Source organism: Streptomyces sp. 1114.5, from assembly GCF_003635085.1.
Classification (GTDB): Bacteria; Actinomycetota; Actinomycetes; order Streptomycetales; family Streptomycetaceae; genus Kitasatospora.
The window spans coordinates 2,446,387-2,460,820 of the sequence record NZ_RBXE01000001.1; the positions used below are offsets into that span (position 1 = coordinate 2,446,387).

A 14,434-nucleotide genomic window follows, 5' to 3' on the forward strand; every position below is an offset into this window, starting at 1 on the left:
GCCCGGGCCGGCAGCGGCCGGCGGGTCAGCCCGCGGTGCCGAGGAAGCTCTCCCAGCCGCCCGTCGGCGCCTGGCCGACGTTGAGCGAGCGCAGCTTGCGCAGGGTGGACTGGTCCTGCACCTCCAGCCACTCGACCAGCTGCCGGAAGGAGACCAGCCGCACCTCGGGCTTGCCGGCGATGGTCTTGAGCGTCTGCTCGACGGCGTCCATGTATATGCCGCCGTTCCACTGCTCGAAGTGGTTGCCGATGAAGAACGGTGCGCGGTTGCTGTTGTACGCGCGGTCGAAGCCCGCCAGGTAGGAGTCGGTGGCCTGGGTGCGCCAGTCGTTGTACTTGGCCGGGTCGCCCTTGGTGCTGCCGTTGGACTGGTTGGCCAGGATGTTGTAGTCCATCGACAGGACCTGGAAGGTGTGCCCGGGGAACGGTATGGACTGCAGCGGGAAGTCCCAGACCTTGCCGTCCTGCACCTTCTGCGGCCATATCTGGAGCCCGCCCGAGGAGCTGGCGTCGTACTTCCAGCCGAGCTTGGCGATGGTCGGCAGCAGCGCCTTCTGTCCCTCCAGGCAGGGGGTGCGGCCGCCGATGAGCTCCTTCTTGTAGTCGAAGGGGAGCGGGTCGACGTCGGTGAAGCCGGTGTTGGTCCGCCACTGGGTGACGAAGCCGATCGCCTGGTCGATCTCGCTCTGCCAGTCCTCCGGGGTCCACATGTTGACCCCGTTCTTGTCCGGTCGGCTGGAGCAGAAGTGCCCGTTGAAGTGGGTGCCGATCTCGTGACCGGCGAGCCAGGCCTGGCTGATGAGCTTGAGCGTGCTCTTGACCGCACCGTCCGACAGGTACGGGATGTCGGAGGCGCCGACCGAGTGCTTCGGCGGGTGGTACAGGTCGGCCTTGCCCTTGGGAAGGGCGTATATGCCGGAGAGGAAGAAGGTCATCGTGGCCTTGTACTGCTCCGCCAGCTTCAGGAAGCGGGGGAACTGGCCGTCCTCGGTGCCGCCGGCCCCGTCCCAGGAGAACACCACGAACTGCGGCGGCCGCTCGCCCGGCTTGAGCTTCTCGGGCTTGGGCTGGTTCGGCTGCGGCCCGGTGTCCGCGTTGGAGCCGTCGCCGATCGGGGTGCCCTTGGGCACCACCGCCTGGGTCGGGTCGCCGGTGCCGGTCTGGGGGGCGCTGCTGCCGCCGCCGGAACCCGCAGGGGTGGAGTCCTGGCTCGAACCGGAACCGCCGCTGGAGCAGGCTGCGACCGCGCCGAGGGCCGCGGTCGCAGCGGTCGCACTGAGCACAGTCCTGCGCGAGATGCTGGTCATGGTCTCCCCTGGGTGCCGATGCCGGTGGTGAGGACGGCCCGCGGCCGCACCGGTCAAATCGGGCAATTGATGATTATTCCGCCGTTAGCATGTCATGTCGCCATGGCGGCCACCAAGGCCGCCGAGCTCCGACGACTCTCAACACGCCAGGCACCCCCGGCTGGGCTGCAGGTATCCCTCGTCTGTTGCCGTGCTGTGACGCTTCGGATCCCTCGCGGCCCGCGCTGTACGGTACCGCCGGTCGGTCCGGCCCCAGCCGCAGTTCGTCAGGGTTCGGCCCGGTTGATCGCCCTCTTGGGAAAACTTTTGCCCCTTACTGGGCCCGGCCGTACGAACAGGGGTCAGGGGCAGCGGCAGCGCGGAGCGGTCGGAGGACGCCGGTCGGGAAGGACGGCCGGGAAGGTCCGGTCAGAGCGCGGCGAGCCGACGGTGCCGCCGCACCATGCGCGCGATCGCCGTACTGATGGCGGTGGCCGCTGCGCAGGAGACCGCGAGGCTCAGCCAGGCGGTGTTGAACCAGTGGCTGTTCAGCCAGCCCAGCGTCACGATGTAGGCGGCCCAGACCAGCGCCGCCAGCGCCGACCAGTGCAGGAAGCGGTGCGGATGGGCGGGGGAGTGGCCGATGGCCAGGTCCAGGACGGTCCGCCCGGCCGGGACGAACCTCGCGATCACCACCATCGCCGCGGCCGCGCCGTGCGGCCGTTCGACCAGGGCCTGTTGGACCCGGGTCACGCTGGCCGCCAGTTTGGGGCGCCGGGCGAGCCGGCGGTTCAGCAGCGGGGCGCCGCGCCGGGCCAGGTGGAGAAGGAGGAGATCGCCCAGGAAGGAGGCCACCGCCACACCGAGGCCCAGTAGCAGCGGGGCACCGTTGACCTGTGCCGTCTTGAGCACGGCCAGGATGACCAGCGTTCCGCTGGGGATGAAGGGGAGGAGGGCGTCTCCGAGTACGGCGAACAGAGCCAGGGCGCAGATCCACGAGGATCCGATCGCCGCCATGAAGTTCAAGGCCCTTACTCCCTCCACGCCGCCCGAGCGAGCAGGTGGCTGTAGGCCTCAACGCTAGCGCCTCGACTTTTCATGCCATGAAGCACCCCGGTATGCCGTAGATCACGGCCAGCGGTTCCGGCCGCCCACCGGGCGGCGGGGCCGCCCGCCCGGACCGGCGGGGACGGACTCGCCGGCGGTGGCGCAGGGGCGCCGGAAACCGAACGAGCCCCCGGGGCGGGGTGCCGCACCGAGGGCTCGCAGTGATCGTCCGAGGCTGGTCCAGCCCGACGATCTTGCAGGTGGAGTGCGGGGGCCCATCCGGCGACCCGCTCCTGATCACCAGACTGCCGGACGCCGGGCCCCCGCCGCGAGCCCTGGCGCTGGCGACTTCCGGCGCTGGCGTGAAGTCGCCAACCGTGTCCGCCCGCTGGCTCTCCGTCAGCCCGGGGCCGGCTCGGCGGCACCGTGCAGAACGGCCGAGAACGGAGCCGGAGCAGGGCCGAACGGCACCCCGGGCGCGGGAACAGCGAGCTCCCGACCGTGGTTGACCCCGGTCGGCAGCAGCGACCGCCGGGCCCCCCGAGACCCGCACGGTCGCCGACTCAGGCCGGCCCCAGGAAGGCCGGCACCAGGACAGCCAGGAGGGCGGACGGCATGACCACCGAGGACCAGCAGGAGCACGGGACCCGGCTGACGCCCGGCGCGGCGATCCGGGGCGCCGCCCGCGGTACGGCACCCGCCCCGCTCTCGATCCTGGACCTGGCCACCGTCGGCGTCGGCTACACGCCCGCCGAAGCCCTGGCGGCCACCACCGGGCTGGCCCGCAAGGCCGAGCAGTGGGGCTACCACCGCTTCTGGGTGGCCGAGCACCACGGCATGCCCGGGGTGGCCAGCTCGACCCCGGCCGTCCTGCTCGCCCACCTCGGCGCCAACACCACGACGCTCCGGCTCGGTTCCGGCGGTGTGATGCTCCCCAACCACGCCCCGCTGGCCGTCGCCGAGCAATTCGGCCTGCTGGAGGCCCTGCACCCCGGCCGGATCGACCTCGGGCTCGGACGCGCCCCCGGCACCGACCCGGCCACCGCCCGTGCGCTGCGCCGCGGCCTCGCCGAGGGCGCGGACGACTTCCCGCAGCAGCTCGCCGAGCTGACCCACTTCCTCGACGGCGACTTCCCCGCCGGCCACCCGTACGAGCGGCTGACCGCCGTTCCCCAGGGGAAGGGCCGTCCGCCGATCTGGCTGCTGGGCTCCTCCGGGTTCAGCGCCCGACTGGCGGGCCGCCTCGGTCTCCCGTTCGCCTTCGCCCACCACTTCAGCAGCGCCAACACCCTCCCGGCCCTGGACCTCTACCGGTCGTCCTTCCGCCCGTCCGCCGTGCTCGCCGAGCCGTACGCACTGATCGGCGTGAGCGCCGTCGCCGCCGACGACGAGCCCTCGGCCCGCCGCCTGGCCAGGTCCGCAGCCCTCGGCATGCTCCGGCTGCGGCGTGGCGACCCCGGCCCGATCCCCACCCCGGAGGAGGCCGAGCAGTACCCGTACAGCCCGGCGGAGGCGGACTTCATCGACAGTTGGCTCGACAACGTCGTCCTCGGCGACCCGGGCCGGGTCGCGGACGGCTTGGAGGCGCTGCGCAAGCGCACCGGAGTGGACGAGCTGATGGTCACCTCGCACATCCACGGCCACGAGGCCCGTCTCCGCTCCTACGGCCTGATCGCCGAGGCCTACGGTCTGACGGCCACCGCCTGACGCCACCGCCTGACGCCACCGCCTGACGGTCACCGCCCGACCGCCGCCGCCTGACCACCCTCCGGCGCGCCGCTACCTGCCCCCGCCGACTCCCCGTCGGCGCCGCCGGGGGCGCCCGAGCGACGCGCCTACCGCCCGTCGAGGGCGGGGCGGCCCTCGCGGAGTATGGCCGCGACGAGCGCCGCCTCGCCCGGCCGGGCGAAGTACCAGCCCTGGGCGGTGTCGCAGCCGGTGAGCCGCAGGCGTTCGGCCTGGGCGGCGCTCTCGATGCCCTCGGCCGTGACGGTCAGACCGAGGGTGTGGGCGAGCTGCACCATCGCGCCGACGATCTGCTCGTCGGCGTCGCTGCGCCGGGTACCGAGCTCGGGGCGGCCGCGGCGGTCCGCCGGGTCCGCGGGGGCCGGGTCGCGGAAGCCCTCGATGAAGGTGCCGTCGAGCTTGAGGACGTGCACCGGCAGCCGGGAGAGGTAGGCCAGGTTGGAGTAGCCCGTGCCGAAGTCGTCGATGGCGATCCGCACGCCCATGTCGGCGAGCGCCTGCAGGGCCTGCAGGGGGCGCCCGCCGGGGCCGAGCAGGGCACTCTCGGTGATCTCCAACTGGAGCAGCCGGGCCGGCAGTCCGGTGCGTTCGAGGGCCCGGCCGACGTCGGCGACGACGTCGGAGTCCCAGATCTGGCGGGCAGCCAGGTTGACGCTCACGAAGGTCTCGGTGTCGGGGAACTCGGTGAGCCACTGCTGCGCCTGGCGGCAGGACTCCTCCAGCACCCACCGCCCGAGCGGCACGATCGCGCCCGACTCCTCGGCGAGCGGGATGAAGCGGTCGGGGGAGAGCGTCCCGTAGCGGGGGTGGCGCCAGCGGACCAGTGCCTCGGCGCCGTGCACCGCGCCGTCGGCCAGGCCGACCAGCGGCTGGTACTCGATGGTGAACTCGCCGCGTTCCAGGGCCGGCCGCAGCGCGGTGGTGAGCAGTTGCCGGGTGAGCTGGTGGGCACCGCGGTCCGGGTCGTAGAGGGTCCAGCGGGCGCGGCCGTCGGCCTTGGACCAGTAGAGCGTGGCGTCGGCGTCCTTGACCAGGTCGGTCGGGGTGGTCTCGTGCACGGAGCGCTCGACCACGCCCACGCTGGCGGTGATCACCAGCCGGTGCCCGGCGACGTCGAAGGGACGTTCCAGCGCTTCCAGGATCCGGCCGGCCAACCCGGTCAGCTGTTCGCTGCCCAGGCTGTCGGTGACCAGGACGGCGAACTCGTCGCCGCCCATCCGGGCGACCAGGTGGGCGTCGTGCCCGGAGAACGCGCGCCGCAGCCGGGTGGCGACGGCGATCAGCAGCTGGTCGCCGATGTGGTGGCCGAGAGCTTCGTTGATCGCGGCGAAGCCGTCGAGGTCCAGGTAGCAGACGCCGACCCGGCGTCCGTCGCCGGTGGCCGGGCCCGACCCGGGTTCCTCGGTCACCGCGAGGCAGGCGGCGTCGAGCCGTTCGAAGAAGAAGGTGCGGTTGGGCAGCCGGGTCAGCGGGTCGTGCAGGGCCTGGTACTCCAGGCGGTCGCCGAGCCGGCGCTGCTCGGTGAGGTCCTCCACCAGGGCGAGGGTGTAGAGCGGTTGCCCGGCGCCGTCCCGGATCAGCGAGAAGGTGACCTTGCTCCAGACCTCGTGGCCCTCGCGGTGCTTGAGCCGTTTCTCCACGCGGAACCGTTCCCGCTCCCCGTGGACGAGTTCGGCGAAGAGCCGGTCCGGCATGCCCTCCGGGTCGATGAGCTCGTACAGCCGGGTGCGGACCAGTTCGCCGACGCTCCGTCCGATCAGGGCGGCGAAGGCGGGGTTGACCTCGATGATCCGGTCCTCGGGGTCGATCAGGGCCATCCCGATGACCGCGTCGCAGAAGGCGGCCCGGAACCGGGACTCGCTGGCCCGCAGGGCGGCCAGCATCCGGTCGGTGCCCCCGCTCGCGGAACCGCCCCCGTCCGTGGAACCGCCCCCGCCCGCCGGACCGCCTCCGCCGTCCTGTTCCGAGCCGGGCCCGCCGTCCTCCGTACCGCTTCCCTCGGCCCGGCCCCGGTGCGTGCCGTCGGTGAGTGGGGCCGAACAGGTGGGGCAGAGCAGCACCTCGGGCTCCTGCAGCGTGCGGCAGACGCCGAGGGCGGTGACGGATCCCGCGGCCGGGCCGGGGAACGGCGCGCCGAGGTGGCGCTGGTGTGGTGTCTCCTCGTGCCGCACGCCCGGGTGGTGTGCGTCGGCCCCCTCGTTCTGGCCCGGCACGGCATGCTCCCGTCCGCTGCTGACGCTTGACGATGGTCCGGCCGGTGAGTCGGGATCCGACGACCGGCTCCGCACTCTGTCGAGGTCCTCGGAGTCGGTCCGCTGCGGGACGCCCGCCGTGGGGCGTTGTCGCGCGGGGACCCGCGTGAAGAACAGGGCGCTGCGGCCGATCATAGGCCGCGACGACAACGCGCGGTGACCGCCGCGAGGGTGATTCGCCCCGCTTTGTGATCATGGATGGCGGTACGGGCGGACGCCCCCGGTGCACATCGGATGATGTGCGCCAGGGGCGTGTGCGCCGAAGCTGCGCCCCCGGGCGCTGGTTGCGCGCCGGGAGCGGCCGGGGGTTCAGGGCTGCCGGAGGGGCTGCCGGAGGGTCAGGAGAACGGTCATGCGGACGGTCAGGCGAGGTTGGCCGTGAGGGTGATGGTGGTGCCGGTCAGGGCCTGGCTGACCGGGCAGTTGGCCTTGGCGTCCTCGGCGGCCTTCACGAAGCCCTCCTGGTCGAGGCCTGGCACGTTGCCGGTGACGGTCAGGTGGATGCCGGTGATGCCCTCGCCGGGCTGGAAGGTGACGTCGGCCTGGGTGTCCAGTGCGGTGGGAGGGGTGCCGGCGCGGGTCAGTCCGTTCGACAGGGCCATCGAGAAGCAGGCCGAGTGAGCGCCGGCGATCAGTTCCTCCGGGCTGGTCTTGCCGTTGGGCTGCTCGGCGCGGGCCGGCCAGGACACCGGGAACGTTCCGATCCCGGACGAGGCGAAGGTCGTCTCGCCCTGCCCGTGGATGAGGTCGCCCTTCCAGGCCGTACGGGCGGTGCGGGTGGTTGCCACGATCGGTACCTCCATAACTGGGGGACAGCTGAGCGGTCACTTCCGGTCATGCACGCACCAGCCTACGGGCAGCCCCGTCCGCGACCGCGGTGTCACGCCGGGCCGGACGGCGTGGTGGCGTCGGGTTCCGGGGCGGCGGTTCGGGGGTGTCCGGATCGTGGACGGATCCGTGCGACGGTGCGGGTCCCGAGCAGGGGCCCTGTTAGATTTGCCCGGGCCCGAGCCCGGCCGCCGTATGGTCGGGCGCCCACCCAGACACCGGGAGCCGCCCCGATGACGGACCACTCCACGACCCCTGACGCCGGCCAGTCCGAGGGGATCGACGACGCCGTACGGGCGGAGCTGACCAGCCTGCGCGAGAGCATCGACAACATCGACGCCGCGGTGGTCCACATGCTGGCCGAGCGTTTCAAGGCGACCCAGCGGGTCGGCCGGCTCAAGGCCGAGCACAAGCTGCCGCCGGCCGACCCGGCGCGCGAGCGGGACCAGATCAAGCGGCTCCGGGAGCTGGCCGCCGGAGCGAAGCTGGATCCGGTCTTCGCGGAGAAGTTCCTGAACTTCATCATCGCCGAGGTCATCCGCCACCACGAGGCCATCGCCCGCGCCTGACGGACAAGCGGCAGAGACGGGCCGACCGGAACGGACCGGCGGCGAACCGAGCGGGCGCCCCCGCGCAAAGCCCCGGATGTCGGTGGCGGCTAAATGCCCGATTTCGTCATGCTCCACGGTTGGCGTACCGTGCAGGTTTCCCCAGCCGGAGAGGTGGAGCAGCGACGATGGCGGTGAACCTGCCCGAAACGCCCAGCGAAACGTCCGGCGGAACCCCCGGTGAAACGTCCGGTGAAACGTCCGGCGGAGCTCCCGGCGGCCGGGCCGAGGCCAGGCGGCGGGCCCGCGGTTCGCGCGCCCGCCGCGCAGGCGGGCCGGGCCGTACGGGCAGGGCAGGCCGTACCGGCCGGACGAGCCGCCGCCCGCGGCCGTGGTGGATCGAGCTGCCGGTGATGGCCGCGGTCGGCCTGGTGGTCGCGCTGCTGATCAAGACCTGTCTGTTCCAGGTGTTCTCCATCCCCTCCGGTTCGATGGAGAACACCCTGCGGATCGGCGACCGGGTCGGCGTGAACAAGCTGGCGCCGCTGACCGGCTGGGAGCCGGAGCCGGGGCAGCCGGTGGTGTTCAAGGACCCGGGCGGCTGGCTGCCGCCGCAGCCCACCGACCCGAACCCGTTCACCAACGCGGTGAGCTCGGTGCTCAGCTTCGTCGGGCTGGTGCCGCCGAAGGACGACAACTACCTGGTCAAGCGGGTCATCGCGACCGGCGGCCAGACCGTGCAGTGCGAGGGCACCACCCTGACCGTCGACGGGCGGAAGGTGAACGAGCCGTACCTGCACCCCGGTGACGACTCCTGCGCGGGCCTGGACTTCGGGCCGGTGAAGGTGCCCTCGGGCTACGTCTGGGTCGAGGGCGACCACCGCAGCGACTCGGCGGACTCCCGCTACCACCAGCGCGGCCCCGGCGGTGGCGCGGTGCCGGTGGGCAACGTGGTCGGCCCGGTGTCGGCCGTCGTGTGGCCGCTCAATCACCTCGACTGGTTCGGCTGGACCGGCCGCTGACCCCGCGCTCGGCGGCCACCCGCTCGCGGGTGCCGTTCGCGTCCTCCGGATCCGGGAGGCCGGTCGCCCCGGTCGCCCCGGCCCACGCAGTCCCTTCCGGGCCCACCTCCGCCGCCGGCTTGCTCGGCTCCGCCGCCGGCTTGCTCGCCTGCGCCGCGAAGGCCCCGGCCAGCACCAGCAGGCCGCCCGCGATCTGCGGGAGCCCCAGGTGCTCGCCGAGCAGCACCCAGGCCAGCACGGTGGCGACGATCGCCTCCAGGTTGGCCACCACCCCGGCGACCGGCGGGGAGAGGTGGCCGACGGCGACCACTCCGGTGAGGTAGGCCAGCACGGTCGCGACCAGGACCATCCAGGCGGCCGGGACGAACGCGGGCAGGCTGTGCCCGTTCATCACCACGTCGCCGCCGAGCAGGCTCCAGTCGGCCTGCCAGGGCCGGGTGACGGCGGTGAGCAGGACGGCGCCGATGAGCAGCCCGTACGCGCTGACGGCCAGCGGGTCCACGGGGCGCTCGCCCCGGCGGCCGGCGTCGGCGAGCACGAAGTAACCGACCTGGCAGCAGGCCGCGCCGAGGGCGAAGAGCACGCCGAGGGCGTCGAAGCTCAGGCCGTTCCAGGCCTCGACCACGCAGGCGAGGCCGGCCACCGCGACGCCGGCGCCGATGGCCGCGCCCCGGGTGATCGGCTTGCGCTGGACGAACTTGACGTAGCCGATCAGCAGCGGCGGCCCGAGGTACTCGATGAGCAGGGCCACGCCGACGGGTATGCGGGAGATCGCCGCGAAGTAGCAGGCCTGGACGCCGGCCACGGCGAGCAGGCCGAAGCCGAGGAGCAGGCCGGGGCGGCGCAGTACGGCGTCCCGGTGCCGGTAGGCGATCGGCAGGAGGGCGACGGCCGCGCCGGTGACCCGCAGCCACACCACGTGCATCGGGGAGAGCCCGGCTTCGATCAGCGGTTTGGCCGCGGTGCCGGAGCCGCCGAAGGCGAAGGCGGAGACCAGGGCGAGACCGAGGCCGAGGGTTCTGCCTGAGGGGAGGGTGGGTGAGGCCGTTGATCTGTGCACCGACGCATTGTGACAGTCATACCGGCGCTTCTGTAAGGCGCCATTCCGTCATTTGGTCCTGCATCCAACTGTGCGCAACGGCGCACTCACCCCACCCGGGAAAACCCCGGACAGCCCCGGATCAGCCCCGGACAGCCCCCGATCAGCCCCCACCCCCGATCAGCCCCCCACCCCCGCGAGCGAGTCCGTCCCGCCCGTGGGCTGGGTGGTCGGCTGCGTGGTCGGGACCGTCGTCGGCTGGGTGGTCGGCGTCGGCTTGGTGGTGGGCCGGGTGGTCGGCTTGGTGGTGGGCTGGGTGGTCGGCTGGCCGGTCGGGGGAGCGGTCGGTGCCGTGGTCGCCCCGCCGCCGCCGTACGGCGGGTTGGTGCCGGCGCCGGAACCGTCGCCCGGAGTGGTGGCACCGCTGCTCGGGCCGCCGGTGGCCGCGCCCGCCGACGGGGTGCCGCTGGGCGTGGTCGGGGCGGTCGGCAGGTCGGTGGCGTCCGAGGTGTCGCCGTCGGCCGGGGTCGGGAAGTCGCTGGTCGGCTGGCCCTTGAGCGCGGCCTTCATGTAGGCGGTCCAGATCTGCGCCGGGAACTGCCCGCCCGCCGCGCCGTCGATGCCGCCGACGCCGCTCAGGCTGACCTGGGCGCCGGTGCCCGGGTCCTGGCCGAACAGCGCGACCGAGGTGACCAGCTCAGGGGTGTAGCCGACGAACCAGACCGACTTCTGGTCATCGGTGGTGCCGGTCTTGCCCGCCACCGGGCGGCCCAGCGCCTTCGCTCGCCAGCCGGTGCCGCCCGGGTCGCTCACCACGCCCTGGAGCATCGAGGTGACCTGGTTGGCGGTGTCCGCGCTGATCGCCTGGGTGGTCTTGTGCGCGGGCAGCGCCATGGCCTCGCCCTCGCGGTCCACCGACTGCACCAGCCACGGGGTGATCTGCTTGCCGCCGTTGTCCAGCGTGGCGTACACGCCCGCCATGTCGAGCACGCTCGGGGTGGCCGCGCCCAGTGGGATGGACGGCACCGGGTCGAGCCCCGGGGTGTTGCCGGGCAGGCCCAGCGCGATGCCGGTGTCCTTGACCTTCTGCAGTCCGGTGTCCTGCGCGAGCTGCGCGAACGCCGAGTTCACCGACCAGTCGATGGCCTGCTGCAGGGTGATCTGGCCGTAGCTCTTGTCGCCCTCGTTCGGCGGCGCGTACGGGGTGCCCTTGCCGCCGCGGACCTTCCGGCCGCTGGTGCCGTCGTAGACGGTGCGCGGGGTGACGGTGCGGCCGTCCTGGGTCTTGGCGCCGTTCTCGAACGCGGCGGCCAGGGCGATCGCCTTGAAGGTCGAACCGGCCTGGTAGTCGCGCCGGGTCGCGTTGTCCACGAAGTGCTTCACGTAGTCGACGCCGCCGTACAGGGCGACGATCGCGCCGGTCTTCGGGTCCACGGAGACGGCGCCGGCCTGGGCGGCCGCGTCCTTCTTCCGCTTGTCCGGGTTCAGGGTGTCGTGCAGCTGCGCCTGGACCGAGTCCTGCAGGGCCTGCTGGCGGCCCGGGTCGATGCTCAGCTTGATCGTGTAGCCGCCCTTGGCCAGCTCGGTCTCGTTGATGACGCCGTTCCCGGTGAGGTACTGGGTGGCCGCGTCGACCAGGTAGCCGGCCTGGCCGGACAGGCCCGGGTTGGGCTGCGGGTCCCGGACGTCCGGGAAGGTGGTCGCGGCCCGCTCCTCGGCGGAGAGCCAGCCCTCCTTGACCATGCCGTCCAGCACGTAGTTCCAGCGGTTGACGGCGTTCTGCTTGCCCGCTGCGGTCGCGGTGGCCACGTCGTAGGCGCTCGGCGCGTTCAGCAGGGTGGCCAGGTAGGCGCCCTGTGCGGGGTTGAGCGCCGAGGCGTCGATGCCGAAGTAAGCCTGGGCGGCGGCCTGGATGCCGTAGGCGCCGCGGCCGTAGTAGGAGGTGTTCAGGTAGCCGGAGAGGATGTCGTCCTTGCTCTCGGTGGCGTCCACCTTGATCGCGATGAAGAGTTCCTTCACCTTGCGGGTGATCGACTGCTTCTGGTTCAGGTACGTGTTCTTCACGTACTGCTGCGTGATCGTGGAGCCGCCCTGGGTTCCCTCGCCCTTGGCGGTGTTGACGGCCGCCCGGGCCAGGCCCTGGATGTTGACCGCGCCCTCGTTGTAGAAGTTCCGGTCCTCGGCGGCCAGCGCGGCGTGCTGGGCGGCGGGGGAGACCTTGTCCAGGGTGACGTTCTGCCGGTTGGTCTGGCCGGTGCGGGTGATCACCGAGCCGTCCGCGTAGAGCCAGGTGTTGCTCTGCGCGGTCGCGGCGGCGTGCGCGTCCGGGACCTTCACCAGCGCGATCCCCAGCGCGAACAGGCCGACGCCGAGCAGCAGCGCCGAGGCGAAGCCGAGCAGGGTCATCCGCCAGGTGGGTATCAGCCGGCGCCAGCCGGTGCGCTTCGGACGGCGCGCCTTCCCGCCGCCGGAGCCGCCGGATCCGCCGGAGAAGCTGGAGAAGCCGGAGCCGCCGGAGCCGCCGGACGTTCCCACCGTGCCGGCGGGGCGCTTGAGCCGCTTGACCGGCCGGAGACTGATCGACGGCGTGCGACGGCCGCTCTGGGCGTTTCGGGACAAAGCGCGGCCTTTCCTGCGGGCGGACCGAAGCAGCCTGCATGGGCGGGAGACATCGGCGTGGGGGGAGAACGGCGGTTGGGGACCTTTGTCCCGATTCCGGTTCTACTGCCCTGGACGACCAGGGCGGGCCGGATGGCTCCGGCGGAGCGCCAATCGAGACCGACATCACACACAAATCGGACTTCGAGGGCCAAAAAATCGGGGAGCCCCTCGCTGCTGCGAGAGGCTCCCCGGTGTCTGTGCGCCGCCAGGGACTCGAACCCCGGACCCGCTGATTAAGAGTCAGCTGCTCTAACCAACTGAGCTAGCGGCGCCTGCTGACCTGAAAAACAATACACGGTCCCGAGGGGTGCCTCGAACCGCCTCCGGCTGTCGCTGCCTGATCTACCCCTTTCCTCCCGGTTGGGGTGGAGGTCGCCGCTGGTTAGGGTGGAACCGTGCCCAGCCCCCAGCCAGGACACCCCGCCGCCAGGGCGCGCTTCCTGCGCATCGACGGCGTCCCGCTGCACGTCCGCACCGAGGGCAGCGGCCCGCTCTGCCTGCTCTCCGGCGGCCTCGGCTGCAGCTGGTTCGACTGGGACCTGGTCGTCCCCTTCCTCACGCCCTTCCGCAGCGTGGTCCGCTTCGACCGGCCCGGCTACGGCCTGAGCGCCGCCGAGCCCGCCGGCGACCGGCCCGCCCCGACGGCGGCCGGCGAGGCCGACCGGATCCGGGCGGTGCTGGACGGCCTCGGGCTGCGCGAGCCCTGCACGGTCGTCGGGCACTCGCTGGCCGGCTTCCACGTCGAGGCCTTCGCCCGGCTGCACCCCGAGCGGACCGCCGGGCTGGTCCTGGTCGACGGCAGCGTCGAGCCGGCGGCCCGGCCGTACCCCGCGCCCGGGGCGCGCGACCTGGCGGCCAGGGCGGTGGCCGGCGCCGCGACCGCCCTCGCCGTGCCCTACCTGCTCGGCCCGACGGCCCGCCGGGTGGCGGCCCGGCTGGCCACCGTCCGCCACGAGGACCTCGCCCCGAAGCCGCTGGTCCGGCACTGCTACCGCACCGGCCGGGCGCTGCGGGCGCTGCTGCGGGAGAACACGCGCTACCTCGACCTGGCGGCCGAGCTGGACGACCTGCGGCGCACCCGGCCGCTGCCCGAGGACCTGCCGGTCACCGTGCTGGCCGCCGACGACGGCTGCCGCACCCGGCGCACCGAGACCCGGCTGGCCGAGCAGCGGGAACTCGCGGCGCTGCTCGGCGCCGACTTCCGCACCACCGCCCCGGCCGGGCACCTGGTGATGTTCGACCGTCCGGACGCGGTGGCCTCGGCCGTGCTCGACACCCGCTGAGCCCCGGGCCGGTCCGGGGGCTCAGTCGTCAACTGCTCATCGCCCGTCTCCGCCGGGCCACGGCCCGGCTCACGGCCGCCGGGACGGGCAGGCTGCGGGCGAGCCGGCGCACGGCGCGGCGGGCCGGCTCGCCCTCCGCGCCCCGGTACAGCCGGCGCTCCAGCCCGGCCGCCCCGATCAGCCCGGCCAGCTGGTGGTCCCGCTGCTCCGCCGGGGTGGTCGGGCCGGAGTCGGCGGTCCGGGCCAGCGTCGCCGCCACCCGCTCGGCGATCAGTGCCCCGGTGTTCGGCCGGACGGCGGTCCACCGGCGGCGGGGCAGCCCGAGGAAACCGGGGGTGCGGACGGTGAGCACGCCCTGGTCGGTCAGTCGGTCCAGGTGGCGCCGGGGGGCGTTGCGGTACCGGAGCTCGCCCAGTGCGTGGTCGAGGGTGGTCCGGTGACGGCTCCCGCCCGCCCGGTCCAGTTCGGTCAGCACCCTGGCGGCGAGCTCGTCGTGGTCGTCCAGTGGCCGGAACGCGGTGATCCGGCGGTCCTCGACGGTGATCGTGCCCGTCAGCTGCAGCTCGGCGAGGACGGCGCCCGCGACCGCCGTCGGGAAGGTGGTCGGGGATCGCAGGCGCCCGGTGGCCGGATCGGCGCAGAGCAGCAGCAGTTCCTCGGCCAGCGGGCGGGGGTCGGAGGAGGTCATGGCGAGAAGGTCTACCCGCTCCGGAAACGCCTCAG

Annotated in this window: 11 protein-coding genes and 1 tRNA gene; 4 read left to right on the forward strand and 8 right to left on the reverse strand. The window is 73.1% G+C overall.

The window, feature by feature from the left end; all coding sequences use genetic code 11:
• Positions 1-25: 25 nt before the first annotated feature.
• Both BX285_RS10830 and BX285_RS10835 read right to left on the reverse strand, forming a co-directional pair.
• Positions 26-1,306 (reverse strand): hypothetical protein, encoded by a 1,281-nt coding sequence (locus BX285_RS10830; protein WP_121175008.1) that lies wholly within the window; start codon positions 1,304-1,306, stop codon positions 26-28.
• 408 nt (positions 1,307-1,714) lie between these two features.
• Entirely contained in the window at positions 1,715-2,302 is a 588-nt protein-coding gene (locus BX285_RS10835; protein WP_257033103.1) for a DedA family protein, read from the reverse strand.
• Between the two features lie 645 nt (positions 2,303-2,947).
• Between BX285_RS10835 and BX285_RS10840 the strand changes: the two genes are divergently transcribed.
• On the forward strand, positions 2,948-4,039 hold the full coding sequence (locus tag BX285_RS10840) for an LLM class flavin-dependent oxidoreductase (RefSeq protein WP_121175009.1): 1,092 nt from the start codon (positions 2,948-2,950) through the stop codon (positions 4,037-4,039).
• Positions 4,040-4,167: 128 nt separating this feature from the next.
• Here the strand turns inward: BX285_RS10840 and BX285_RS10845 are convergent, their stop codons facing one another.
• Both BX285_RS10845 and BX285_RS10850 read right to left on the reverse strand, forming a co-directional pair.
• A complete protein-coding gene (locus BX285_RS10845) occupies positions 4,168-6,291 on the reverse strand; it encodes a bifunctional diguanylate cyclase/phosphodiesterase (RefSeq protein ID WP_259470490.1) in 2,124 nt (707 codons plus the stop codon).
• Between the two features lie 401 nt (positions 6,292-6,692).
• A complete protein-coding gene (locus BX285_RS10850; RefSeq protein ID WP_097240236.1) occupies positions 6,693-7,118 on the reverse strand; it encodes an OsmC family protein in 426 nt (141 codons plus the stop codon).
• Between the two features lie 273 nt (positions 7,119-7,391).
• Between BX285_RS10850 and BX285_RS10855 the strand changes: the two genes are divergently transcribed.
• On the forward strand, positions 7,392-7,727 hold the full coding sequence (locus tag BX285_RS10855; protein WP_097237792.1) for a chorismate mutase: 336 nt from the start codon (positions 7,392-7,394) through the stop codon (positions 7,725-7,727).
• Between the two features lie 392 nt (positions 7,728-8,119).
• Complete coding sequence (gene lepB / locus BX285_RS10860; RefSeq protein WP_101948221.1) at positions 8,120-8,728, forward strand: signal peptidase I; 609 nt, start codon at positions 8,120-8,122, stop codon at positions 8,726-8,728.
• Here the strand turns inward: lepB and BX285_RS10865 are convergent.
• From BX285_RS10865 to BX285_RS10875, 3 genes are all read right to left on the reverse strand, one after another.
• On the reverse strand, positions 8,691-9,788 hold the full coding sequence (locus BX285_RS10865) for a DMT family transporter (RefSeq protein ID WP_097237794.1): 1,098 nt from the start codon (positions 9,786-9,788) through the stop codon (positions 8,691-8,693). The two genes, lepB and BX285_RS10865, sit on opposite strands and share 38 nt — an antisense overlap.
• A gap of 159 nt (positions 9,789-9,947) precedes the next feature.
• Entirely contained in the window at positions 9,948-12,386 is a 2,439-nt protein-coding gene (locus BX285_RS10870) for a transglycosylase domain-containing protein (RefSeq protein ID WP_259470492.1), read from the reverse strand.
• Between the two features lie 240 nt (positions 12,387-12,626).
• Positions 12,627-12,700: transfer RNA gene (locus BX285_RS10875), tRNA-Lys, on the reverse strand.
• Positions 12,701-12,823: 123 nt separating this feature from the next.
• On the opposite strand from BX285_RS10875, the gene BX285_RS10880 reads away from it, so the two are divergent.
• Positions 12,824-13,711, forward strand: a complete 888-nt coding sequence (locus BX285_RS10880) for an alpha/beta fold hydrolase (protein ID WP_259470493.1) — start codon at positions 12,824-12,826, stop codon at positions 13,709-13,711.
• Between the two features lie 28 nt (positions 13,712-13,739).
• Here BX285_RS10880 and BX285_RS10885 read toward each other — a convergent pair whose 3' ends face one another.
• Positions 13,740-14,399 (reverse strand): GPP34 family phosphoprotein, encoded by a 660-nt coding sequence (locus tag BX285_RS10885; RefSeq protein ID WP_183107046.1) that lies wholly within the window; start codon positions 14,397-14,399, stop codon positions 13,740-13,742.
• Positions 14,400-14,434 lie beyond the last annotated feature (35 nt).